Below are 24,280 nucleotides of genomic sequence, written 5' to 3'. Positions count from 1 at the left end.
TTAAAATATTGTTGTATTTAGAATTCAGGACTTAAGTAGATGGCCGATCTCGATGGTTTTACATTGTTATGATTACTTATCTCCAAAATGTAATCTGTTCCGGACTTAAACGTACAGAATCATAGCCTTTTTCATCTGCCTTGCCAATGGATAAAACTACAACAGGTGTATATCGCTCAGGTTCTAAATCAAAGGCTATTGCCAATTGATCTGCTTCAAAACCAGCCATTGGATTTGTGTCATAACCATAGGCTCTTGCTGTCAGCATTAATTGCATTGTAAAAAAGCCACTGTCCAATCTAATTACGTCATTTTCTGTTTCTTTTGAAAGCGCCGGATAGTAAGATTTAATGGTTGCTAATTGATTGTCGCGTACTTCTGGCGGCATTTTTCCTTGTTCAACAGCCGAATTATAAATGAAGTCAGCATTTTCGTAGTATTTCTTATCTGCAAAGATTAAAAGCATCGCAGAAGAAGTATCATTTTGTTGGGTATTAAACATAACAAGAGGACGTAACTTTTCCTTTCCTTCTTCACTCTCAACGACTACCACCCTCCAAGGTTGTAGATTAGCTGCTGACGGTGCTGTTGCCGCATCTTCAATAATCTTATTCAACTCGTCTCTCGGTATTTTGTAATTTGGTTGATACCTACGGATAGAATGTCGACCTTTCATAATGTTCTCAAAATTGTTTTGTTTTAAAGTCATATTATTAGCCCCTTTTTTTATATTTGTGGTATAACCACTATCGTAAGTGTAAACTATGAAGTATACTTCATAGCAAGAAAAAAAGAGGTGACTTATTATGAAGATTAGCGAAGTAGCAAAAAGTATCAACATCCCAATATCAACCATCCGTTATTATGAGAAAATAGGAATTATCCCTGATGAATACATACAGAGAGACCAGAATAATTATCGGAATTATACACCAGAAATCATTCACCATCTGGTTGTTGTGAAAAATAGTGTGGCTGTTGGTTTTTCTATTAATGATATACACGCTATGATCTCGAAAAATGGAATGTCAAGATATGAACAAACACATATTATCAAAGAAAAAATTTCAGAAATTGAGAACGTGCAAAAAGAGTTAGAAGAATCCAAACAAGGGCTTTATGACATTCTTAAATTAGATATTACGTGTGAGCATGGGTTCGGGAAATATCAATGAAAAGAAACAACTAAGGGGCTGTGCCTTTAATTTCGACAAATAAAAACCCAGTCTAATTAAATTAGAATGGGTTCGGTAAGCTTATATAATACCTCTAGTTCCAGATTAAAGGGCTAATTTACATTTTTTAATTCCGTTCCCAAAATCATTTGGGAACTTTTTTTCTTAACGTGGTAGATCCACATTTTTCTGACGCTACTCCATATAGAACATTGGGGGAATATGAAAAAGCAATAAGCACATTTTTAAAATCGAAATATCCCCCAATAATAAAGCAATTTAAACGTTCTATTCGCTGACCTTATATATTCTCTAAGGAAGGAATTTTAATATGAAAATAGATGGCAATCCTTGCTCCAACACTGGTGAGTATCAGAAAAATAAGCATGACAAAGAAACCTGTTAAAATATGATTTTTTCGCTAGGCAGCTTGTTTCTGCTTTACTGTCGTTTCATACGCGATACCGAGAATATCAAAGACTGTCTTTTTCTGATAACGGTGACACTTACGCCCATTCTTTTTAAGTAATTGATAGAGGCGATGGAGAATCTTTAAGAGTTCATGTGTGCTACCAGACATAGCCTCAAATAATAATGGAAAATAGTCCTTAATCATACAAATCGATTTATATTCGCTTAGCTCTTGTTTTTTCTTTTTCAGCAGGAGCTGTCGCATCTGAAACATGGTAGAAGAACAAAGGTCCCAATGAGTTGTCCATATAAATGGCACTCTAGAGGTTCTTTCTTGATGGTTTTATATTCATCGATTTCAAAGAAGGACTTCCATGTTTTGAACAAAATTTCAATCTGCCAGCGTAATGAATACAGAGCGTGCACGTAATTCGTTGGTACTTCTTTTGATGGTGTGTTTGTGATATATACGTTGATCCCCATTAGCTGTTTACTTTTTTCTTTCATGACTATACCTTTCTTTTTCTCGCGTACAGCTTGGTTTTTTAGACGTGTTTCGGTTTGATCATTCGTTAATCGATGGACAATGACACGTGTCGATACTTTCTGAATTTGGCCAATATAAGCTTCCGAAATTTCCATAGTCTCACCCGGTTCCAGTTCTTTCATGATTTGTGCCATATCAAGCTGAATATATTCGGTCTGTTTCTTCATCGTGCCGTTCTTAAAATATTCTGGATCAGGGTTCTTGATATAAATGCGTGTATTCAACTTTAACCGTGAGATATAGTAGGCTTCCTTCTCATGAATGGCTTGTAAATCTCGCAAATCAAAATAACCTAAGTCACGCAGGCATAAATCACCCGCCTCCACGCTTTCAAGACAATCTGTGCCATAGGTTTTGTCATTATTTTTACCTGGTCCTAGCTGTACGTTTAAGAATTGGCCACTCAGTAAATCGTATTCTAATTGGATCTTCACCCCTGCCGTATTACTACTTCCACCTGAACCTTGATAATCACTTGCGAAGGCACCTGGCAGCTGAAACACAGTCGCATCCAAAATCCGAATACGTTTGAAAGCAGAAATCATATGTGAAGATAGCGATTCTGTCGCACAGAGTTTCTGTGTTAGGAGCGAAGTAAAGACTTTTCGGAGGAAGGTGACAGCTGCTGAATTAAAGCGTTGATTGAGTCCCTCTTGACTCATGAGTACACCCGTTGAAGCCTCTAACTTACTACATAGTTGCGTAAGGGATGTACTGGCCACTTCTTGGCTAAGCCAAACACAAAGGGCGATGAGTTCATCTGCTTGATACTTACTAGATCGCTGTACAAAACCCACCTGTTTAGCGACTTTTTGTAGGACGATAGGAGATAGAAAGCGTTGTAATTCTTGTGAGAATAGATGTAATTCTTCAGAAAGCGAGAGGTCCATGAAAAACGTCATCCTTTTCAAGTATTTGTAATTTAAGGAGTTATTTCACACCTATTTTAAACATTGTTTTGCGCTATAAGTAAATAAAAAAGCCCAATTTCTCAGCATTAAAATGAGAAATTGGGCTTTTTCGTTACTCCTAAAAAGCGTCCTTTAATGGAATAACGAAAATAGTTACCTTATTTTTCTACAACTAACGCTTCCATAAGTTTCTGTAGTACTTGCTAAATAAATAGTTACAGTATAATTTGATTGCTTTTTTGGATTAGTTTACTTATCATTAAGTAGCTTTCCAGCAATACTGTAACGGTTAACACTTATTTCTTTAATCATTATGTGTACGGCTTCCGCAGGTACTTTGGTACTTTCTGAGATAGCCTTTGTTACTCCTTTTAGCATTTCTTTATATGCTTCTTCTTTATCTACTTGGAGAAGCTCAGGTGCAATATTAATAGTGACAATAGGCATTGTTAATCCTCCTCCTTAATTAGGATTTCTATTTTTTGTATTTATTCGCTAATTACCCTTTTTGCTGGTTAAACCAGAGTAGAAAATTATTAACTACAGAGTCTAAAAATTTAACTGTTGATTCGTCAATAAGCTCCCCGTCATCATTAATTTTTTGATGCACAGCACCAATATACACTTCATTTCCTGGTAAAAGTGGTGATGATAGTGAAAATAAAATTTCACGTAAATGTAATTGGGCTTTTACCGTTCCTAAAAAGCCGGGAGTAGCACCAATAATCCATGATGGTTTACCAAACAGTACTTTATCTTCACGAGACAGCCAATCAATAGTATTCCCTAGCACCCCTGGAATTGTCCCATTGTATTCAGGGGTTACCCACAGCACCGTATCAGCTTCCGCCACTTTTCTTTTAAATTCTATAACAGCAGAAGGGGGATTATTTTCTATATCTTCATTAAAGAACGGTAGTTCTCGGATAGTTAAAATTTCAAGAGTAAACTTTTCTTGATAGCGTTTTTGCATAAACTGAGCAAGTTTTAAGTTATAAGATTCCTTACGTATACTTCCTATGATTGCTACAATTTTCATTTGTTTTGCCTCCTAATTTTAGATAAACGTTGTTTTTGCAAAGATGAATCAAAATGCTAGTTCGTTACTGTTGTCTTATAAAATGAACTTAGACACCCCCCCCTAAAGACATCTCAGTTACTACACTACTCAATACTAAAAAATGAAGAATATAAGCAACCGCAATACACAAAGTGTCCTGTTACATCTTCAACTTCTCCTAACAATTCGTTTCGTCCGTAGCAGTTTTGGCGACACGCCCGAATTGTACATAATAAATTGCTGTCATCACAACGACCAGAATGGCAAGTACCAGAAAAATGTTGCTGTATACAAAAGCAGCACTATTTTGTGGTATTGGATTAAACCTAAATGTCGGTGTACCGAAGTCAAGTACTTTGCCAATTGTAGCTGTCGATGTAGCTGCAGAAATGAAATTGAGCATTGAGAAAAAGCCCATTCCAATTCCTGTATGTTCTTTAGGTAGCGTTCGTGAAATGGTGTTTGACATGGCAATCTGCATGAATGATTGACCGAGGACACCGAAAATAAGAAAGATCGCAATAAAGACTGAAGACAATCCAACGACTGAAGACAAAAACATGAAACCAATAAAAAGAAGTGTTGACGCTGTATACAACAGAACCGAATTCCCTTTCTCATCAGCCAGCTTTCCACCTTTGCGTCCCAAAAGCGCGGTCATGAGAGCTGACGGCAACATAATGATTCCCGTTAAAGCCGGTGACATATGGTTTACGACTGAGAGTAACTGCGGCGCAATGTATGGAATACCGAAGCCTATTGCGGTTATTACGAATGTAATCACAAGACCAAGTGAATACTGTTTGTTTCGAAAAACAGCCGGTTTTACAAAAGGATCCTTAGCGTAACAAATTCGTAATACGAATAAAATCAATAAAACAACCCCAGTCACTAAAAACCAGATATCCCCTTGTGTTAACGCCAGCAACAGAGCAGCTACTGTTCCTGCTAAAAGCGATCCACCGATGAAATCGATTTTGTCAGTGCCTCCTTCCTCATCATCTAAATATCTATGATAAAAAGGCAACGTAAACAGCGACAGAAGGGGAATTGCAAAAAGAACCTGCCAACTCCACGCGCTGGTCACGAACCCAGCAATAATCGGACCCAGTGCTGCGCCGAGTGCTAACCCGATAGCAGAGGTACCTAACGCACGACCACGCTTTTCAGGTGAAAAATAACGAACCGGCACGATCATTGCTAACGCAGGAATGACTGATGCGCCGGCCGCCTGTATAATACGTGCAACTATAATCATCCAATACTGGGTAGCCACTAATCCTACAACGGAACCTAAAGCAAAAATCAAAAGACCAAACGTCAGCAAACCCTTTAAACCGTATTTGTCTGTTAGTTTTCCGAAAGTGACTGTTCCAATTGCATATACAATCATATAGCCGGTGGTGATCCAGCTCACTTGCGATGGTGAAAGTTGAAACTGTTTGCTGATAACCGGAAGTGCAACATTAAACATCGTTGCGTTCATGACAGAGATAATAAGTGTAAAGACAAGAATACGCATTAAAAGCTCGCCAGTATCCTTTGGAGTTCTATGGTTTGTTCGCATTTTATTTCCTCGTTTCTAATGGTTACTAGTTAAGCCAGACTATCCTTCAAACCATCACCATTCATTCATTTTAGTCAGTCAGTACTGACTGTCATAATGTGCGGGAAAAAACTAGGGGGTTAAAGCCCTAGTAAATGTCTGCACACTCTCTATTATAAATTCCTCCAGAGACACGGATGGAAAGTTAACGCCGTTATCTAAGTTGTTTAGAAATGCCCCATAATTCATCGCCATGAAAGAAAACGCCTGCACATCCGGATTCGTTCTAATCAGTTTTCCTTTCTCGAACATTATCGTGAAATAATCTGTAAAAATTTTGAATAGTTGTTGTGGAGGCTTCTTATTTCTTTCTCGAAACCCAGGTAAATTGTCTTCCTCCTTAATACTGATCATAATCATTTTTCGGTTACGATTCATAATTTCATGATATGTTCGGCTAATTAGGAGCAAATCTGTTTGCAAATCCCATACGAGCTTCTCGTTAAAAAGTTTTGTCATTTCTTCGGTATAATGAAAACGGTCAAATGCTGTTTCAAGAAGGTTTTGTTTGCTTCCGAAGTGACGAAATAGAGTTTTTTCGCTCAATCCGGCCGTGGTAGCGATTTCCTGGGTAGTTACACCTTTGTAGCCTTTTTCCGCGAATAGATCGATCGCTGCCAATAGCAATTTATCATTGTTACTCAAATTTTTACTGCTGATCATTTGCTCTCCTCATTTCTATATACTGTCAGTACTGACTGTCATTAGAGATGATAATATCTCATTTTATATAAATTGTCAAGGTATACATCTCCCATACTACTAAAGTAACCTCCTAAAATTAAAAACACATCGGTTTTAGGCGGCTATTTTCTCTAGTCTTACCATAACGTTCACCTCTATATTTCTTTATTCACCATGTTAACTGAAACACATCTCTCCTTAAAGTAACCTACCAGTTCGCTCAATAAATATTTTTCCATAAAATGGATCTTTAATAAGGTGAGATGTTTGGTGTTTATAAAAACTTTATTGTCACTTAACATCCGTTTTAAATGCAATTTATCTTTTAAAGTCACAAGTATTTTACTGAAAGAATAACGTTTTTTTCATTTTGGGGGAAATTTGTTTATTTAGCTTGATGGGTATGTGAAGAGAGAGTAATAAAAATAAAGATCTTTGCTGCGCAGTACAAGCATACTGCGCAGCAAAGATCTTTATTTTTAGAGTACTTTGTGAGGAATGTACTTAAAAACTAGAGAAGTAAGTATATGAGATATTATAGATAGTGTTTTTTGTGAATAAGAAAGGACATTTGGTAGTCCTTTCTATTATTGTCCTTTGAAAAATCATTAACCATTATATTTTAATTTAACTTTGTCTATAACAGCCTTAGAAATAACAGCCATTATAACTAGACTTATAAAAGACCAATTGGCATTCCAGCTTTTTTCAAGGTAGATGTTTACGGCTTTCATCATGGGAAGAGCGACGTAAGATATAAAAGCGGAAAATACGCCTAAAGCAATCAAAAATGATTTCCAGTTCTCATATCTGTCGTATGTTAATGTAAGTCCAATTGGAATGATAAAAAGATTAGCAGGTAACATTGTTGGGATAATCGGTTCAAGTTGCATTCGATAGTCATACCAATCCATTGCTGTTGCAAGATCATCTAAGTTTCTATTTAATATGTATATGATACCGAGATACGCAATGGAGGGAAGAAGTCTTTCTTTCTTGATGAATAAAAAGAATAGTACCAACATTATGATGCAGGCAGCAAGAAGCATCCACCATTGCCAAGTGAATAATGTGTACTTGGTCCATAACTCCATTCGTAAGTCAGTCACTTGATTTGTAAGTTTATCTATTTTTCCCCCTAATTCCTCCATGTTTTATTCCTCCATATTTTAAGTTTTCTATTTTAAGTTTTCCCATATATTAGATCCCTATTCAAATTACTAGGGGCCGCTATGGACATGATTTAGTAAATTTGAGTACTAAAAAGGTGTGCGTTTTTAAGGTTGTGAATTAATTTATTTAGAGTTAAGGTGCTTATGTTGATGAAAACAATTAATAAACCAAGTCATTACTACACAGTACAACGCTACTCGTGAATAAATGCTATTTATTCAAGACGATCACTTTTTAGGGTGATCGTTTTGTCGTATTTGACTTATACTGTGTAACAAAGCTGATCAGAAACACCTGTATGAAAGGCTGTCAATAAAATTGAATGAAGCTGGTGTTTTGAATAAGAAACCTGTTATAAAAACATATAAGATGCTTATATTTTACTAATGTGTTGTTCCAAGGGATTAATATACATTTTTGAACAAATAATATGACCTTAACCAATTCGTTCCTCTACGAGTAGGACTTTCTAAACCTCTCATCTCTAATATAGAGTAGATCTTTTGAATTTAATCTAAAAAAAATTTAATTTTTATTGAAATTGCTTCCTTACCATGATACTATAATTCATGTAAACGTTTACTGAATTTTTAAGGAGTACTTCATATGACAATTAAGGATGTAGCCAAAAAAGCAAATGTATCCATTGCAACTGTTTCAAGAATTCTAAATAATAAACCTGGATATACAAAAGAAACTGAGAAAAAAGTTCTTCAGGTTATACAAGAACTAGGTTATCACCCGAATGGAATAGCTCGAGGATTGATTAATAAACGGACACATACGATTGGAATTTTAGTTCCAGAGATTTCCAGTATGTTGATATCAGAGTTTATTAGTGGAATTGAACAAGTAACACATCAACATGGTTCCAGCGTTATTGTTTGTCACACTGAGTCTATGGGTCAAAAAACAAGGCAATATCTGCAAGTGTTAAAAGAAAAACAGATTGATGGTATTATCTTTACGAGTGGGGTACTCAAGGAGGATTATTACCAACTAATTAAGGATACGGATATACCAATGGTACTTTTAGCAACAGAGTCTTACGAGTTTCCAGTTCCATATGTGAAAGTTAATGACCATCATGCTGCTTACAGTGCAACGGAATACTTAATTAACAAAGGTCACCGAAAAATTGGTATGATTAGTGGAGATAAAGAAGACATGATTGCTGGTCAACCAAGAATTAATGGTTTTATGCAAGCTATGCAAGCACATGAATTGCCTGTGAAAGATGAATGGGTTGTATCTGAAAATGGTTTTAGTTTTAAAGATGGTGTAAACGGTTTCTCGAAACTAATTCATCAGTTAGACGATATTACAGCAGTGTTTGCAGCTAGTGATGAAATTGCACTAGGTGTCTTGTCAGCTGCTTATAAGATGAACATTAAGGTTCCTGATCAGTTATCCGTTATTGGCTATGATAATCTTAAGATTGCAGAGATGAGTATACCTCCACTAACTTCTATTGCTCAACCATTAGTAGAAATGGGAAAAAAAGCAACAGAAATGGTATTTGAAATGATGGATAAAAAAAGAGGTGTAGAAAGTCGAATATTTCCCCATGAAATAGTTGAAAGACAGAGTGTGAGGGAACTTAAGTGACTAGTTCCCTTTTGTTAACAACGTAAACGTTTACGTTGAAATAAAAAATGATTGATGGAGGGTTAATAATGAAAAAAGTAACAAAAGGATTAGTATCAATAGGATTAGGAGCTTCCTTATTATTAGCAGGTTGTGGTAACGGAGATGGTGGAAGTGCTGATGGTGAAGTAACGCTGGAACTTTTCTCCAATAAGTCAGAAAGTATTGATACGTATAACGGGTTAATTGAAGAATTTGAAAATCAAAACCCGAATATTAAGATTGAATTGGAAGCACCGCCAGAAGCGGATACAGTTTTAAAAACAAGATTAACTAAAGATGACTTACCCGATATTATGTCTTTAGGTGGAAACGCTACTTATGGTGAACTTGCTCGTGCTGGTGTGTTCCATGACTTCACTGATTCGGAAGTGCTTGGAACTGTTCAATCTTCTTATGTGGATATGCTTGGCCAGTTAGTAGGGCAGGAGGAAGAAGGTGCATACGGTATCCCATATGCAACGAACGCTAACGCTGTTATTTACAATAAGCAAAAAGCAGAGGAACTTGGGATTGAAATTCCAAATACTTGGGATGAGTTTGTTGCAACATTAGATATAGCACAAGAAGCTGGTGAAGTTCCAATTTACTTTACCTTACAAGAGTCATGGACAGCAATGCCAATTTGGAATGGTGTTGCAGGTAACTTAGTTGCCGACGATTTTGCGGAACGTAATAACGCTGGCGAAGCATCATTTGTAGAGGAATATGATGTCGTAGCTGATAGAATGTTGAAATTACTAGAGTATGGTCAAGGTGACAACTTTGGTGTTGGTTATGCGGATGGAAACAGTGCTTATGCTAACGGTGAAGGTGTGTTTTACATTCAAGGGAACTGGGCTATTCCTGAAATTTTAGCAGCAAATCCCGATATCGAATTAGGAACGTTTGCACTACCTTCAAATGATAATGCAGAAGAAAATGATCTAGTTTCAGGCGTTGATGTTGTTTTAACCGTTAATGAAGATACTGAGCACAAAGAAGAAGCGTTAAAGTTTGTTGAATTTATGGCAAGCAAAGAAACTGCACAACGTTATATTGACGAACAAAAAGCATTCACAGCAGTACAAGATGTCTTTCAAGAGGATCCAACCTTCGAAGGTATTAAGGTGCACTTTGAAGAGAATAGCTTAACAAGTTTCCCTGATCACTACTATCCAGCTGGTATGGCAGCAGAGAATCTAATACAAGACTTTCTTATTAAGAAAAATAAGGACGCAGCACTTGAAACCTTAGAGACTGAGTGGGACAAAGTAATCAATCGCTAAAAGATTTTAGGGCCTCTCTTGTAGAGACCCTACTTATTAATAAAGGAGAGATCATCGTAATGAAAAAAAAATATACCTTTCTATTAATGGTGATTCCTGCATTTGCTATCTTTTTCACCTTTCATACATACCCTGCTATACAAGGAATATTTTATAGTTTTACCGACTATAAGGGATATGGGAATTGGGATTTAGTGGGATTAAAGAATTACTTGAACGTATTTCAAGATGGACGTGCACTAAGTGCTTATGGATTTACCTTTAAGTTCGCAATAGTTGGAACAATTATTGTTAATATTGTTAGTTTACTTATTGCGTTAGGGCTAAATGCAAACATTAAGTTTCGAAAAACGTTACGCGCAACTTATTTCTTACCATTTATTTTAAGTGTATTAATTGTTGGTTATATTTTTAAGTTTATTTTTACACACATGCTACCAGAATTAGGAGATTCTCTGGGAATTGAATTTCTATCATCGAATATCTTAGGAAGCCCTGATTTAGCCTGGATTGGTGTCGTTATCCTAGCAGTATGGCAGTCTGCAGCGTTCAATACACTATTATATTTAGCGGGTCTTTCGACGATCGATAATCAATTATATGAAGCAGCAGATATCGATGGTGCTGGACCATGGGCGAAGTTTTGGAAAATCACCTTTCCACTTGTAGCGCCATTTCTCACGATTAACATGGTTGTTGCGATGAAGAACTTCTTGATGGCATTTGACCAAATCGTTGCCTTAACTGGTGGTGGACCTGGTCAATCAACAGAGTCCATTTCTTTATTAATCTATCGTGGCGGTTTCCAAGGTGGAGAATTTGCCTACCAATCGGCTAACGCGGTTATCTATTTTATTGTAATCGTAGCAATATCTCTTATCCAGCTACGTGTACTTGAGCGAAGAGAGGTGAAATAACATGACTGGGAAAAAGAACTGGAAAGTAACGATGTTATTAATTCTTGGATCACTTTTTATTTTCTTTCCACTATATTTAACGATAACAATAGCGTTTAAAACACCGCAAGAAATGTCTGGTAATCTATTAGCATTACCGGAATCTTGGTCAATATCAAACTTTCTCACGGCTATTGAGATGACTAATTTCTTTAGAGCGTTAGGAAACAGTGTTTTAGTAACAGTAATAACAGTTGTTTTAGTGCTACTAACGCATTCACTTGTGGCATATGCAATTGCTAGAAATATGCACAAGAAGTTTTATAAGTTTTTATATTTCTATTTTATTAGTGCCATGTTTATCCCATTTCCAATCATTATGTTACCTATTGTAAAGCAAACAAGTATGTGGGGAATGGATAACTTAATCGGACTTGCCATTTTAAATGTCGTGATGCAATTAGCCTTTAACGTGTTCATTTATGTTGGTTTTCTAAAATCAATTCCAATTGAACTAGAAGAAGCTGCCATTATTGATGGAGCAAGCACATGGCAAGTATTCTGGAAAATTATTTTTCCGATTATGAAACCAATGCACGCAACAGTTGCGATTTTAACTGCATTGTTTGCTTGGAATGACTTTATGTTACCACTCGTTATATTAAGTGATTCGAGTCAATACACATTGCCCTTAGTGCAATATGCATTCCAAGGACAATTTAGTACCGATTATAATTTAGCCTTTGCTTCTTATTTAATGGCGATGTTACCAATGATTATCGTTTATATCTTTGCACAAAAATGGATTATTGGTGGTGTTATGAGAGGTTCACTAAAATAGCAATTTTGACAATGTAACTTGCCATTCTTTTTAAAGTTAACTAAGAGAATAATATAAATATATAGGAAAATTAAATCAAATGGGGGAATCTACATGAAACAAGGATGGTGGAAGGAAAGTGTAGTTTATCAAATCTACCCGCGAAGCTTCAATGACAGTAATGGAGACGGAATTGGGGATATTCAGGGTATTGTTGAAAAGCTAGATTATTTAAAAAATCTTGGTGTTAATGTCATCTGGTTATCACCAGTTTACAAGTCACCGAATGATGATAATGGTTATGATATTTCAGATTACCAAGCAATTATGGATGAATTTGGAACGATGACAGATTTGGAAAACTTATTAAATGAAATGCACAAGCGAGACATGAAGTTAATCATGGACCTTGTTGTGAATCATTCCTCTGATGAACATCACTGGTTCCAAGAATCAAAGAAATCGAAGGACAATCCGTATCGTGATTATTATATTTGGAGACCTGGTAAGGACGGAAAAGAAGCAAACAATTGGGAGTCTAACTTCAGTGGTTCCGCATGGGATTATGATGAAACGACTAATGAATACTACTTGCACCTATTTAGTAAAAAACAACCTGATTTAAATTGGGAACACCCTCAACTTCGTCAGGAAATTTATGACATGATGAAGTGGTGGTTAGATAAAGGAATCGATGGTTTTCGAATGGATGTAATCAATTTTATCTCAAAAGTACCAGGGTTGCCTGATGCACCAAATCCTAAAGGGAAAAGATATGTTGGTGGTGGCGAATTTTTTATGAACGGACCACGTATCCACGAGTTTCTATATGAAATGAATCAAGAGGTACTTTCTAATTACGATGTGATAACTGTAGGGGAAATGCCTGGTGTGGACGTAGAAGAAGCGAAAAAATACACTGATCCTAAACGTGAGGAATTACAAATGGTATTCCAATTTGAACATATGGATTTAGATTCAGGACCAAATGGTAAATGGGATTTAAAGCCTTTAGAATTAACCGATTTAAAGGATAACATTACGAAGTGGCAAACCGGTTTACAAGGTGTTGGTTGGAATAGTTTATACCTTAATAACCACGATCAACCGCGGATTGTTTCACGATTTGGTAATGATAAAGTATACCGTGTTGAATCAGCAAAAATGCTTGGGACCTTCTTGCATATGTTGCAAGGCACACCTTATATTTATCAAGGAGAAGAAATCGGGATGACCAATGTTCAATTTGACTCAATCGATGAGTATCAGGATATTGAGATTTTGAACATGTATAAGGAAAAAGTAATCGAAGGTAATGAGGATCATGATAAAGTCATGGAATCGATCTACGTCAAAGGAAGAGACAATGCGAGAACGCCATTTCAATGGAATGATTCCAAGCATGGTGGGTTTACGGATGGGGAACCATGGATCAAGGTGAATAGTAATTATACGAGCGTCAATGCAGAGCAAGCTGTAAATGATGAAAATTCCATTTATAATTATTACCGTCAGTTGATTCAACTAAGAAAGACGCATCCAATAATTGTATACGGAGTCTATCAGTTAATTTTACCTGAACATGATAAGATTTATGCTTATCTTCGTAACTATGAAGGGGAAAAATTGTTAGTAGTGACTAACTTTAGTGATCAAAATGTAAAATTTGAGTTACCAGAAAAGGTATCGTTTGAAGTAAAAGAAAAACTAATCAGTAATTATGAGACTTCGGATATAGATGCTCCATTTTCTTTTACATTACAACCATATGAAGCTAGAGTGTATAAAGGTGTGTAAATTATATTAAATAAATTTTAACTAGATTGAACTGCAGGTATGCTAGGGGAAAGTTCCTTAATGTTTGCAGTTCTATTTTCTATATGGAATTTACTTTATACAAAAGCTTAAGCTTATATGAAATTAGGAGGTAATTTTACGGTTTGTAACGATTTCTTCACTTAATAAACGTCTTACTATATGCAGACTCATCTGTATCCCTGCTGAGATTCCGGCTGAAGTAATAATGCTTCCTTCGTCTACGTATTTTACGTTAGATAGTACATGCACTTTAGGGAACTTTATTTGTAAAATCTTGATGTCCATCCAGTGTGTGGTGGCCTTCCTATTATCTAACAACCCTGCTTTGGCAAGAAGAAAGGAACCCGTACAGACACTCGCAAGTATTTCCGTCTGTGAACTTCGTGCCTGAATCCAGTTAATCACGACTGGATTTTCAATCTCAATATGATCAGCTCCATACCCTCCAGGAATAATCACGATATCAAACAATGGTGCTGTTTCAAAGCTATAATCAGGTTGTACTTTTAAACTGCGCAGTACAACCATACTATTCATTTGAATAAGAAATTCCCGAATCGGATGTATTGTGGAAGACCATAGGCCATGCAATAGAAGAATGAACTTTTTAAAATAAGTCCACAGTAAATAATATAAAGGATAAGTGCTAATGTTTATATGTGTATTCAGCATATTCTATTTATTTTATTTGAGGGAAAATACTGATTTAAAAGGGTTTATAATATGTATTTCAACGTATTTAACAGATTAATACACGGGCGGAATGATGTAAGTTAGGTGTCAAAACCTTATTATATCAACGTTTTAACTACCAAATATCTATATTGGTGTCCGAAAAAGTGACCGATATTAGTAATTAAAAATTTGCGAGACTTCTAAAAGTCAAATGACTTGAAGAAGTCTCTTTTTGTATTTGAAAAGTGAATGAATTAAAATACTTAGTTAGCCTGCTAAATAGTTGTTGACAATGGATTTTCACGATGTTATATTTAGTAAGCTAAATATATATTAACTAGTGGAGGGAAATCTATGAAAGTCTCGCTAGATTGTGATATCCGTGAGTCTTTAGATAAAGTATCATCCAAGATGCGTCGGGATTATAGTGAAAGCTTAAGAGAAATTAACCTTTATGTAGGGCAGGACAATTTGCTCGCCCGTTTATGGGCAGGAGATGGAATCACTCAAATGCAATTGTGCGATCATTTGAAGTGTGAACCGCCGACGGTCACCAATATGGTCAAATCGCTGGAACAAAACGGCTTTATAATCCGTAAGCGTGATGGACAAGATGGCAGGGTTATGCGGATATATCTAACTGACAAAGGGAATGAGTTAGAAAAACCGGTTGATTTCAAATGGAAGCAACAGCAAGAGAAATTGCTGAATGCCATTTCACCGGAAGAACGTTTGGTATTAAGAGATTTAATGAAGCGGATGGAGAGAAATTTGTTTTAAGTTCTCTCTAACTATTTGTTTAGCAAGCTAAATAATATGCGATAATACTAAGCATTAATTTCAAGGTGATTAGGAATTATTTAATTAGTAAGCTAAATAAATACTGGAGTGATTTAACTTCATTTTTTACATCAATCATTTTAAATAGGTGACAGGAAAATTTATGAATCTCGAAGATAGCGTTCTTACATGCATAAAAGAACGTCCCGGAATAAGTGCAAAAAAGATTGTTTTTTAAATAGACTCAAAAACGATCAACTTACCATCTGTGGAAGAACTTACTTCGGAAGTTTCTATATATAAGCAATTGCGGACGTTGAAAAGAAATGGAAGTGTTCATAATAGAGGGGATCGTTGGTACAGTATGAATCGCACTAAATAGAATATGAACCAGTAATCTTTTCAACCTCTTAGAAATCTATTTTAAAGGGTGATATTCATTTAGGGAAAAGATACTAAGAGTGATAAGTGGAATAGAAATTGATCATAAAGACTATATTTAGCAAGTTTTACTCTACAGAAAAAGTGAACGCGATAATTCTATGCAGGCTCATTTAAAGGATTAGATCTTATCAAAAATAAAGGAGAATACCAACATGACAAAACGAAAAGAGATGCAATTGGCATTACAAATGGTTTCCGGCTATGGTGGCGAATATAGTGCATGGAGAATGCCGGGTACCGATCCGGCAGCCTATACCAATATGGACAATTATGTGGAACGGGCGAAGATAGCGGAAAAAGGAAAGTTCCAGATGATTTTCATTGCGGATACACCGGCCTTAACCGTTGATTTGGGACCACAGACGCCCAGTTTTCCGATGGATCCGATGCTGGCCCTGATGGCGGTGGCCAGAGAAACAGAGCATATCGGACTTGTGGCAACCCACTCCACGACGTTCAATTACCCTTACAATATAGCGCGCCAGTTCAAAGCACTGGATGTCATCAGTCGCGGACGTGTAGGCTGGAATGCGGTGACCTCATCCACTCCAGCAGCAGCGAACTTCGGTATGCAGGTAGCCAGCCGAAAAGAACGATACGCCAAGGCTCATGAATCGGTCCAAATTGTCCAGGCGCTGTGGGGCAGTTGGAAACCAGACGCTTGGACGTTGGATGCAGAAGGCGGTAAATTTGCCGATATGGACAAAATTCAGCCGATCAATCTTCAAGGACAGTATTATGCTTCCCGCGGCCCATTACCAATTCCGCCATCGGAACAGGGACAGCCGGTGATTTTCCAAGCTGGTGGAGGAGCTGAAGGGTTGGAATTGGCAGGAAAGTACGCTTCTGGTGTCTACGCAAATCCTTTTGACATCAAGTCTGCTCGTGAACACCGAGAAGAACTTCGGCAAAGTGCGGCTCATTTCGGCAGAAACCCGGATGACATTAAGATGTATGCCGGTTTTATGTTTTCCATAGGATCGACTGAAGAAGAAGGGTTAGAACGGCGTAGACAACTAATGAGTTTCAACCCCGAGGAGATTCCAAACCGGGTCAGCTACCTTGGTTCCATGGTTGGATTGCAACTATCGATGACTTCGGTGAATATTGATCAGCCTTTACCAGCTGATTTGTTGAAGCGTGCATACGCCAATCCACAGGATCCCCGTTCTCCTAGAGCCTTACAGCTGTTGAAAAAGGGACTTTCCATTCGGGACGTTCTGGCGCATGGGGTCATCAATTATCATCCGGTAGTTGCCGGTACCGCAGTGCAAGTGGCTGACTTCCTGGAAGAATGGTTTTTGGCCGGTGCGAGTGATGGGTTCTCCGTTGTGCCGGATATCGCCTACGATGGCGTGGCTGATTTCGTGGAACAGGTTGTTCCGATTTTGCAGGAACGTGGATTGTTCCACAAGGAGTACGAAGGAAACACACTGCGCGAGAATATGGGCGTTCCTTATCAATACGGAAGGCTGAAAGATAACAATAATTAATAGAGGAGAGGATTTAAATGAATAATACCCTTGAATTGCTTCATAGCCATACATCCATTCGTTCTTTTACAAATCAACCACTGTCAGAGGAACAACGAGATGCAATCTTTAAGGCAGCTAATCAAACTTCATCATTCAGTCTGCTACAAGTGGTTTCTATTATTAGAATTACAGATCCAGAACTACGAAAAAAAGTGATGCAACTCTCTGTAAATCAGCCTTATATTGAAGAAGCGGCAGAGTTTTGGATTTTTTGTACAGATTTTAACCGGAATCATGAAATTGCACCAAAGGTAGATCTTGACTATATTGAATACCTTTTAATAGGTACATTCGATGCTGGGCTAATGGCTCAAAATGCTTTAACTGCAGCAGAATCAATGGGACTCGGAGGTGTCTATATTGGTGGGGTAAGAGCTAATATTGAAGAATTAACCGAGGTATTAAATTTACCAGAGTATGTAATCCCTTTAGTGGGACTGTGCATTGGCCATCCTGCTGGAGAGAAACCTGGAATAAAGCCACGTTTACCTCAATCGATGGTAATGTTTGAAAATCAGTATCAGCCATTAGATGAAGAAAAATTAGCAAATTACGATCAACAGATGCGCGAATATTACCAAGGTCGACCTGTTAAAGCTCCTTTCTCGGTAAAGAAAGTAAAGGGATGGAAAGATCATATTGAGGATCACCTTGAAAGAAGCAAACTGCCATTCATGCTTGAGTATTTAAACAAACAAGGATTTGGTAAAAAATAAACTGTTATTAATTAAATGAATTTATTAGGAGATATAAAAATGAAGACTCAATACAATAAGCGTGCCATTATGGCATCGCTGCTTATCTGCGGTTTCGTCGGCATGTTCAGTGAAACTGCTCTCAATATTGCAATGACTAATTTAATGGAAGTATTCCAAATTTCGGCCGCAACTGCACAGTGGTTAACAACTGGATTCTTGTTGACTCTAGGTATTTTAATGCCAATAAGCGGGGTGTTACTCCAGATGTTTACGACAAGACAGATGTTCACAGGTTCGCTCATCAGCTTAATTGTTGGTACATTAATTGCGGCGCTCTCATTCAATTTTGAAATGTTAATGTTAGCCCGAGTTTTGCAAGCTGTAGGTATGAGCTTGTTGCTTCCACTCTTGTTTAATACCGTTCTTGTCATCTATCCACCTGAAAAGCGGGGTGCGGCAATGGGGTTCGTCGGACTTGTTATCATGTTTGCTCCAGCCACCGGACCGACCATAGGCGGTTTATTAATCGAATATTTATCATGGCATTACATCTTCTGGTTATCACTTCCACTTTTGATTATAGGAATGTTGATAGGGTTAAAGTATTTGGAAAACGTTACTGATGTCACAAAGCCTAGGATCGATCTTCTATCTGTCTTATTGTCAACGGTCGGTTTCGGAGGAATTGTCTTTGGCTTCAGTAAGGCGGGCGAAGGAGCTGAGGGTTGGAGCAGCATGGTCGTAGTCACATCAATTGTCGTTGGGCTTGTTGCGCTGGTATTGTTCATACTACGTCAAAACTTAATGAATGTTCCGATGTTGAATCTGAGCGTTTTCAAGTTTCCGATGTACACCATCGGGCTACTTTTAATACTATCCTGTATGATGATTGTTATGACGAGCATGATTATTCTGCCGATGTTTCTGCAGACTGGGGCAGGACTGTCTGTTTTCATCGCCGGACTCATGCTTTTGCCGGGCAGTGCGTTGAACGGCATCCTATCCCCACTAGTGGGCCGTTTATTCGATAGATATGGACCGAAATGGCTAGTTACCCCCGGCCTCGTTCTCGTTGCAGTCATGTTATGGTGTTTAACTACCTTATCCCCTGATTCTTCAGTGGCTTTTATCGTGGCTTTGCATATCGGTCTCATGGTAGGGGTATCTATGATTTGGATGCCTGCTCAAACGAACGGACTAAATCAATTACCGCCGGAATTATACCCGCATGGTACGGCAGTCTTAAACACACTGCAGCAGGTTGCAGGCGCTATTGGAATAGCGGTTGCAATCAGTATCCTTACGGGTGGTATGGAGAAATACTTACACGGTTCAACTGATCCGACTAAGCTGACGGAAATAGCAAACGCGATGACGGAAGGATCACAGAGCGTATTCTGGTTTACGATGATTATAGCATTGATCGGCTTGATCCTGGCATTCTTCATTCGACGGGTAGTCAACCACGAGGAGAGGGATTCAGCGCATTGATGTTTTTATAAAAAAACAGTAGGGTCGCATAGAAAATGATAAGCAGCGCTATTACGTAGTAAAACCATACTGTTGAAAAATTAACTTAGAGATGATTACTTTTGTTAAGTAACCTTCTCTAAGTATGTGACACACGGCGCAATAATTGATCTTACTTTTTAGTGACTTTCTAAACGAATGTATTTAAGCTTAAGTCTAAGTCTAAGTTTAAGAATAGTGATGATGTTGGCTTTATTTATTTTAAATGATGCAATGTTGAAAATGGGAGTGATTTAAAAAGGATTGCCTACTTCTATCCCTATTCTAATAACATGGGAAGGCGTGAGGGAAGAATTCATTCCAATTATAGATTTGATGGAAGAATTCGGGAAGAAGTATGGAGAGCAAGTAGACTTAACAAAGTGAGTACAAAGAACGTTAAGTTCCACATTAACGCATCATTTAAAATTATTGATTGACTGTGGTTTACTGGTTGTTAAAAAAGAAGTTACTTATCGTTACTATTGACTTCAACATGATGTGTTAGAAAAATACGCACCAACTTTAATCCCAAATTGAAATTTTTTTCTTTTATTTCTTTTATAAAATCTATATGTGTAAAAAAATTCTTGTATATTATTTCGATATTTATAGAAATATCGAATCTTGTTAAATGAAAGGATAAAAAACTATGAGTGACATTGTTATTATTTCTGGAAGTCCTTCTGATAATTCAAAAACTAAGAAGGTTCTTAACTATTTTGGTACATTTCTTGAGAAGGAAGGATTTTCAATAAGTCATATTTCGGTTAGAGATGTATCTAAAGATGTTCTGTTCGAAGGGAAATATGATAGTCCTGAAATTCAGAATATCGCTACACTACTCCAAGATGCGAAAGGAATCATTATTGGATCACCAGTATATAAAGGTGCGTATTCAGGGGTGCTAAAAACGCTAATTGACGTACTTCCACAGGATGTACTAAAACAAACACCAGTGCTTCCATTAATGACTGGTGGTAGTCCAGCACATCTTATGGCATTAGACTATGCATTAAAACCTGTTTTGGCCTCGTTAAAAGCACACAACTTAAAAGGGATATATTTAGTAGATGCACAAATAGATAAACAGGGAGAAATACCAATTATTGATGAGGAAACTTTAAAACGTACAGAAAAACAACTTTATTATTTTACTAAGTTAGTAAATAATTCTATTTTTAACTAAAGACAATTAGAGAAAAATATAACTTTGTCAAAGGCACTAGCATCTTATGAGCAACAGATGCGAGAATATTACCGAGATCGTCCTGTCAGCGCACCTTTCTCAGTCAAGAACGTAAAGGGATGGAAAGATCATATTGAGTATCATCTTGAGAGAAGCAGACTGCCCTTTATGTTTGAGTATTTAAACAAACAAGGATTTGCTAAAAAGTAGATAGCTATTTTCCAAGTGGACACTTATTATCAAGTGTTTTATGTGTATGGATTGATAGTAGGATAAAAAATATTTTAATGTTTTACAGGATAATTATAAAAAGGAGTCGTTTTATATGAGTAAAAAAGTACGAGTAGGTATTATAGGTGGATCAATTAATAATGGATGGGCTAGAGGGACACATATACCAGCAATAGAGCACCTGAATGAGCTTGAACTTAAAGCAGTTGGGACCAGCAATATGGAGAGTGCTAAGAAAAGCGCTGATGCCTTTAAGGCAACGCATGCTTTTGATAAAATGGAAGATTTGGCTCAAAATTCCGATGTCGATATGGTTGTCGTTAGCATCAATGTAAAGGAACATTATGATGCAGTAAAAGCTATTGTTCCTGCTGGAAAACCAATTTATTGTGAATGGCCGCTGGGCTCAAATACTACTGAAGCGGTCGAAATGCAGGATTGGGTGGAGTCCCGACAATTGACCAATGCGATTGGATTGCAGGCCAGACAGGCACCAGCCATCAATTATGTGAAAGATTTGTTGGCGGAAGGCTATGTTGGAAAGGTTTTGTCAGCTAATTTAAAGATCTCTATTGATGGAATGGGGGGCGTTGCTGACAAGTCTACTGCGTACCTATTTGATCGGAAGATAGGAGGGAACATGCTCACTATAGTAGGCGGACATAATCTTGATGCATTTACCTATATGCTTGGAGAGTTTAAGGAGCTTTCAGCTGTCACGGCACAACAATTCCCTGAAGTCGAATTGATCGATATCCAAAAAGTCATTAAAAAAACGACAGATGATCAAATACTGATTACAGGAAAATTGACAAACGGTGCAGCAGCTAGCGTTCACATACAAGGAGGAGTTAAGCACCAAACAGGGCTCACTCTTGAAATTTTCGGAGACAAAGGAACAATCGTACTCAATGCGCCAGCTTCCATTCAATTTGGATCACACCTATTGCAAGGTGCAGGTGATAATGATGCAGAGCTTCATGAATTAACGATTCCAGATGCTTATTACTGGGTACCAGACTCGCTTAAAAACGATGCAGGGTTTGTTCTGAATGTCGCTCAGGCGCACAGTAAGTTTGCTAAAGATATACAAGAAGGAACATCCCTAACACCTAGTTTTGCGGATGCGGTGAAACTTCATAAGCTTCTTGATACAGTGGAAAAAGCAGCACAAACTGGAGAACGTCAGTATTTATAAGACCTCTTAGGATTTATGCGATTAGATGACCGTAATTTTTAGAAGGGGCGGTTATTTCCTGTTATGAAAGGGAAAATCAGTATAACTGTAGCGATAGGACAGGTATGCATTCATGCGCGGTTTATGCTGCGTTTCCCAAATCAAGTAGGGAGATATATAGCTGAATTTTTATTTCGAAAGAATATAATCAATGAATGAACAACATTTTAAATTATCTATATTAGATTTCGTCAATATTTATCAGGACAGTAATTCTACTGAAAGTCTAAATAATTCAACAGAGATGGTCCAACTAGCCGATAAGTTAGGGTATACCCGATACTGGTTCACTGAGCACCACAACACGACTAGTCAAATCAGTACATCTCCTGATTTGTTAAGTGTTCATGCAGTTTCACATACTAAAAAATGAAAAGGAGGGGAAATTATTGAAAGAAAAAAAACAACTTAAAATAGCCGGAACTATAGATGGGGTAGGCTGGAATTACATGGGTTGGCGTCACCCAGCTATGCCAGCTAATGCCAGCGAGAGCATTGATTACTATGTACAAAAAGCAAAAAGATTAGAAGAAGGAAAGTTTGACGCTATCTTTTTAACTGATGTTAGCCATATTGGACCAGGTATGATTCCACATTATCTCAGTATGTTTGAAGGTGTAAGTATTTTATCGGCCTTAAGCATGGTGACTCATTCTATTGGACTTACTGCAACAATTGCAACTTCCTATGCGGATCCATTCACTGTTGCCCGTCAAATGGCTTCTCTTGATAAAATCAGCAATGGCCGAGCAGGATGGAATGCTGTCACTTCTAATCCAGGAGGACTAGCGAATTATAGTCGCACGCATCTTTCTAAAGCAGACTTGTATCCAATGAAAAAAGAGTTTTTAGAGATTGTCGAAGGTCTTTGGGACTCCTATGAGGATGACGCTTTTATACGAGATAAAAAAAGCGGCCTATTCTTTGATCCACAAAAAATGCATGCTCTAAACTATAGAGGAAAATATTTTTCAGTGGATGGCCCTTTAAATATTAGCCGTTCTAGACAAGGAAGACCGGTTATTTTCCAAGCCGGCACATCACCGGATTTCATGAATATTGCCTCAAAGCATGCTGACGGTGTATTTGTTCCTTATGATGATTTAGAGAATGCAAAAGCATTCAGTAAAGAGTTAAGGAGAAGAGTGGAGTTGGAAGGCCGTTCGCCTGATGATTTCCTAATTACGATTCCACATAATCCGATTGTAGGTCGCACAGAAAAAGAGGCAGAAGAAAAATTTCAAGAGCTACAGTCACTCATGCCTAACTATCGAATACCAAAGCCGAAATTTTTTGGCTCGGCAGAAAAAGTAGCAGATCAAATTCAACACTGGTACGAGGCAGAAGCGATCGATCTATTGTTGATTAGACAGGAGCATCCTTCAGGATTTGATGACTTTATTGATTTAGTCGTACCTATTTTACAAGAAAAGGGGATTTTTCGTAAGGAATATGAATCAAACACTTTACGTGGTAATTTGGGTTTACCTTATCCCCAAAATAAATACTCAACAGAATAAGAAAGCCGGGAACTTAAAGCGAACTATGTTTTATTTTGATTAACTATAAAAAAATTAATGGAATTACATTTTTAATAACCACAACTTAGAATATTGATTAGGTAAACTCTAACAGTATCTTACCCATCTATGTTTGGATGGCATTGGGGACTTATTCCAATCGCCGTTAAATTTCAAAATAGATGATGGAGACCTTGAGTTAATTAAAGAGAGCACGGTTGATTTCATTTCATTAAGTTACTATATGTCTCGTACTGACAAAAAGCATAAAACACCTGAAGAGATCGGTCAAGGTAATTTAATTGGTGGTGTGAAAAATCCATTCTTAGAAGCTAGTGATTTGGGATGGGAGATTGACCCAGTTGGTCTTCGTATTGCTTTAACTGAATTATATGGGCGTTATCAAGTGCCTTTATTCGTGGTTGAAAACGGATTAGGTGCCTATG

At 37.3% G+C, this 24,280-nt stretch carries 21 protein-coding genes and 2 pseudogenes; 15 read left to right on the top strand and 8 right to left on the bottom strand.

Annotation, left to right across the window (positions count from 1 at the left end):
• Window positions 1-76: 76 nt before the first annotated feature.
• Window positions 77-709, bottom strand: a complete 633-nt coding sequence (locus D2K60_RS12235) for a nitroreductase family protein (protein ID WP_117170252.1) — start codon at window positions 707-709, stop codon at window positions 77-79.
• Between the two features lie 97 nt (window positions 710-806).
• On the opposite strand from D2K60_RS12235, the gene D2K60_RS12230 reads away from it, so the two are divergent.
• Window positions 807-1,175, top strand: a complete 369-nt coding sequence (locus tag D2K60_RS12230) for a helix-turn-helix domain-containing protein (RefSeq protein ID WP_117170251.1) — start codon at window positions 807-809, stop codon at window positions 1,173-1,175.
• Window positions 1,176-1,596: 421 nt separating this feature from the next.
• Here the strand turns inward: D2K60_RS12230 and D2K60_RS12225 are convergent.
• The 6 genes and pseudogenes from D2K60_RS12225 to D2K60_RS12200 form a co-directional block, all read right to left on the bottom strand.
• Window positions 1,597-3,023: pseudogene (locus D2K60_RS12225) on the bottom strand (IS4 family transposase).
• A gap of 270 nt (window positions 3,024-3,293) precedes the next feature.
• Window positions 3,294-3,491 carry a 2-hydroxymuconate tautomerase gene (locus D2K60_RS12220; protein ID WP_117170250.1) on the bottom strand — a complete coding sequence of 66 codons (198 nt, stop codon included), beginning with the start codon at window positions 3,489-3,491 and terminating at the stop codon, window positions 3,294-3,296.
• Window positions 3,492-3,543: 52 nt separating this feature from the next.
• Window positions 3,544-4,083: an NADPH-dependent FMN reductase gene (locus D2K60_RS12215; protein ID WP_117170249.1), complete on the bottom strand. Its 540-nt coding sequence runs from the start codon at window positions 4,081-4,083 to the stop codon at window positions 3,544-3,546.
• A 199-nt stretch (window positions 4,084-4,282) separates the two neighbouring features.
• The gene (locus D2K60_RS12210) at window positions 4,283-5,671 is read right to left on the bottom strand and encodes an MFS transporter (RefSeq protein WP_117170248.1); all 1,389 of its coding nucleotides are present in this window, start codon (window positions 5,669-5,671) and stop codon (window positions 4,283-4,285) included.
• Window positions 5,672-5,782: 111 nt separating this feature from the next.
• Window positions 5,783-6,373 carry a TetR/AcrR family transcriptional regulator gene (locus D2K60_RS12205; protein WP_117170247.1) on the bottom strand — a complete coding sequence of 197 codons (591 nt, stop codon included), beginning with the start codon at window positions 6,371-6,373 and terminating at the stop codon, window positions 5,783-5,785.
• A 629-nt stretch (window positions 6,374-7,002) separates the two neighbouring features.
• Window positions 7,003-7,545 (bottom strand): CBO0543 family protein, encoded by a 543-nt coding sequence (locus D2K60_RS12200; protein ID WP_117170246.1) that lies wholly within the window; start codon window positions 7,543-7,545, stop codon window positions 7,003-7,005.
• Window positions 7,546-8,173: 628 nt separating this feature from the next.
• Here D2K60_RS12200 and D2K60_RS12195 point away from each other — a divergent pair.
• The 5 genes from D2K60_RS12195 to D2K60_RS12175 all read left to right on the top strand — a co-directional run bounded on the left by D2K60_RS12195 (window position 8,174) and on the right by D2K60_RS12175 (window position 13,995).
• Window positions 8,174-9,175: a LacI family DNA-binding transcriptional regulator gene (locus tag D2K60_RS12195; RefSeq protein WP_117170245.1), complete on the top strand. Its 1,002-nt coding sequence runs from the start codon at window positions 8,174-8,176 to the stop codon at window positions 9,173-9,175.
• A 68-nt stretch (window positions 9,176-9,243) separates the two neighbouring features.
• Window positions 9,244-10,482 (top strand): ABC transporter substrate-binding protein, encoded by a 1,239-nt coding sequence (locus tag D2K60_RS12190; protein ID WP_117170244.1) that lies wholly within the window; start codon window positions 9,244-9,246, stop codon window positions 10,480-10,482.
• Between the two features lie 59 nt (window positions 10,483-10,541).
• On the top strand, window positions 10,542-11,399 hold the full coding sequence (locus D2K60_RS12185; RefSeq protein WP_117170243.1) for a carbohydrate ABC transporter permease: 858 nt from the start codon (window positions 10,542-10,544) through the stop codon (window positions 11,397-11,399).
• 1 nt (window position 11,400) lies between these two features.
• Entirely contained in the window at window positions 11,401-12,219 is an 819-nt protein-coding gene (locus tag D2K60_RS12180) for a carbohydrate ABC transporter permease (protein ID WP_117170242.1), read from the top strand.
• 93 nt (window positions 12,220-12,312) lie between these two features.
• Window positions 12,313-13,995 (top strand): glycoside hydrolase family 13 protein, encoded by a 1,683-nt coding sequence (locus D2K60_RS12175; RefSeq protein ID WP_117170241.1) that lies wholly within the window; start codon window positions 12,313-12,315, stop codon window positions 13,993-13,995.
• Window positions 13,996-14,118: 123 nt separating this feature from the next.
• Here D2K60_RS12175 and D2K60_RS12170 read toward each other — a convergent pair whose 3' ends face one another.
• On the bottom strand, window positions 14,119-14,607 hold the full coding sequence (locus D2K60_RS12170) for a DJ-1/PfpI family protein (protein ID WP_240335312.1): 489 nt from the start codon (window positions 14,605-14,607) through the stop codon (window positions 14,119-14,121).
• A 438-nt stretch (window positions 14,608-15,045) separates the two neighbouring features.
• Here D2K60_RS12170 and D2K60_RS12165 point away from each other — a divergent pair, with 438 nt between their 5' ends.
• From D2K60_RS12165 to D2K60_RS12120, 9 genes and pseudogenes are all read left to right on the top strand, one after another.
• Window positions 15,046-15,471: a MarR family winged helix-turn-helix transcriptional regulator gene (locus tag D2K60_RS12165; RefSeq protein WP_117170239.1), complete on the top strand. Its 426-nt coding sequence runs from the start codon at window positions 15,046-15,048 to the stop codon at window positions 15,469-15,471.
• A gap of 596 nt (window positions 15,472-16,067) precedes the next feature.
• Window positions 16,068-17,408, top strand: a complete 1,341-nt coding sequence (locus tag D2K60_RS12160) for an NtaA/DmoA family FMN-dependent monooxygenase (RefSeq protein ID WP_117170238.1) — start codon at window positions 16,068-16,070, stop codon at window positions 17,406-17,408.
• 17 nt (window positions 17,409-17,425) lie between these two features.
• Window positions 17,426-18,166 carry an oxygen-insensitive NADPH nitroreductase gene (gene nfsA, locus D2K60_RS12155; RefSeq protein WP_117170237.1) on the top strand — a complete coding sequence of 247 codons (741 nt, stop codon included), beginning with the start codon at window positions 17,426-17,428 and terminating at the stop codon, window positions 18,164-18,166.
• A 15-nt stretch (window positions 18,167-18,181) separates the two neighbouring features.
• Window positions 18,182-19,639, top strand: a complete 1,458-nt coding sequence (locus D2K60_RS12150) for an MDR family MFS transporter (protein WP_420818820.1) — start codon at window positions 18,182-18,184, stop codon at window positions 19,637-19,639.
• A gap of 670 nt (window positions 19,640-20,309) precedes the next feature.
• Window positions 20,310-20,846 carry an NADPH-dependent FMN reductase gene (gene ssuE / locus D2K60_RS12145; protein ID WP_117170235.1) on the top strand — a complete coding sequence of 179 codons (537 nt, stop codon included), beginning with the start codon at window positions 20,310-20,312 and terminating at the stop codon, window positions 20,844-20,846.
• A 325-nt stretch (window positions 20,847-21,171) separates the two neighbouring features.
• Window positions 21,172-22,275 (top strand): Gfo/Idh/MocA family protein, encoded by a 1,104-nt coding sequence (locus D2K60_RS12135; protein WP_117170234.1) that lies wholly within the window; start codon window positions 21,172-21,174, stop codon window positions 22,273-22,275.
• Between the two features lie 190 nt (window positions 22,276-22,465).
• On the top strand, window positions 22,466-22,687 hold the full coding sequence (locus tag D2K60_RS12130) for an LLM class oxidoreductase (protein ID WP_117170233.1): 222 nt from the start codon (window positions 22,466-22,468) through the stop codon (window positions 22,685-22,687).
• A 16-nt stretch (window positions 22,688-22,703) separates the two neighbouring features.
• Window positions 22,704-23,834 carry an NtaA/DmoA family FMN-dependent monooxygenase gene (locus D2K60_RS12125; protein ID WP_240335311.1) on the top strand — a complete coding sequence of 377 codons (1,131 nt, stop codon included), beginning with the start codon at window positions 22,704-22,706 and terminating at the stop codon, window positions 23,832-23,834.
• A 178-nt stretch (window positions 23,835-24,012) separates the two neighbouring features.
• Window positions 24,013-24,279: pseudogene (locus tag D2K60_RS12120) on the top strand (family 1 glycosylhydrolase); the annotation flags it as partial.
• Window position 24,280: the final 1 nt, after the last annotated feature.

Source organism: Paraliobacillus sediminis (genome assembly GCF_003426055.1).
Note: the sequence above shows the minus strand (reverse complement) of the source record. Positions and strands in the feature narration are given on the sequence as shown.

What these genes read in the sequence shown, in the direction of transcription:
- D2K60_RS12235 (WP_117170252.1), bottom strand. Translation starts at nt 709, where the DNA reads ATGACTTTAAAACAAAACAATTTTGAGAACATTATGAAAGGTCGACAT.
- D2K60_RS12230 (WP_117170251.1), top strand. Translation starts at nt 807, where the DNA reads ATGAAGATTAGCGAAGTAGCAAAAAGTATCAACATCCCAATATCAACC.
- D2K60_RS12220 (WP_117170250.1), bottom strand. Translation starts at nt 3,491, where the DNA reads ATGCCTATTGTCACTATTAATATTGCACCTGAGCTTCTCCAAGTAGAT.
- D2K60_RS12215 (WP_117170249.1), bottom strand. Translation starts at nt 4,083, where the DNA reads ATGAAAATTGTAGCAATCATAGGAAGTATACGTAAGGAATCTTATAAC.
- D2K60_RS12210 (WP_117170248.1), bottom strand. Translation starts at nt 5,671, where the DNA reads ATGCGAACAAACCATAGAACTCCAAAGGATACTGGCGAGCTTTTAATG.
- D2K60_RS12205 (WP_117170247.1), bottom strand. Translation starts at nt 6,373, where the DNA reads ATGATCAGCAGTAAAAATTTGAGTAACAATGATAAATTGCTATTGGCA.
- D2K60_RS12200 (WP_117170246.1), bottom strand. Translation starts at nt 7,545, where the DNA reads ATGGAGGAATTAGGGGGAAAAATAGATAAACTTACAAATCAAGTGACT.
- D2K60_RS12195 (WP_117170245.1), top strand. Translation starts at nt 8,174, where the DNA reads ATGACAATTAAGGATGTAGCCAAAAAAGCAAATGTATCCATTGCAACT.
- D2K60_RS12190 (WP_117170244.1), top strand. Translation starts at nt 9,244, where the DNA reads ATGAAAAAAGTAACAAAAGGATTAGTATCAATAGGATTAGGAGCTTCC.
- D2K60_RS12185 (WP_117170243.1), top strand. Translation starts at nt 10,542, where the DNA reads ATGAAAAAAAAATATACCTTTCTATTAATGGTGATTCCTGCATTTGCT.
- D2K60_RS12180 (WP_117170242.1), top strand. Translation starts at nt 11,401, where the DNA reads ATGACTGGGAAAAAGAACTGGAAAGTAACGATGTTATTAATTCTTGGA.
- D2K60_RS12175 (WP_117170241.1), top strand. Translation starts at nt 12,313, where the DNA reads ATGAAACAAGGATGGTGGAAGGAAAGTGTAGTTTATCAAATCTACCCG.
- D2K60_RS12165 (WP_117170239.1), top strand. Translation starts at nt 15,046, where the DNA reads ATGAAAGTCTCGCTAGATTGTGATATCCGTGAGTCTTTAGATAAAGTA.
- D2K60_RS12160 (WP_117170238.1), top strand. Translation starts at nt 16,068, where the DNA reads ATGACAAAACGAAAAGAGATGCAATTGGCATTACAAATGGTTTCCGGC.
- nfsA (WP_117170237.1), top strand. Translation starts at nt 17,426, where the DNA reads ATGAATAATACCCTTGAATTGCTTCATAGCCATACATCCATTCGTTCT.
- D2K60_RS12150 (WP_420818820.1), top strand. Translation starts at nt 18,182, where the DNA reads ATGAATTTATTAGGAGATATAAAAATGAAGACTCAATACAATAAGCGT.
- ssuE (WP_117170235.1), top strand. Translation starts at nt 20,310, where the DNA reads ATGAGTGACATTGTTATTATTTCTGGAAGTCCTTCTGATAATTCAAAA.
- D2K60_RS12135 (WP_117170234.1), top strand. Translation starts at nt 21,172, where the DNA reads ATGAGTAAAAAAGTACGAGTAGGTATTATAGGTGGATCAATTAATAAT.
- D2K60_RS12130 (WP_117170233.1), top strand. Translation starts at nt 22,466, where the DNA reads ATGAATGAACAACATTTTAAATTATCTATATTAGATTTCGTCAATATT.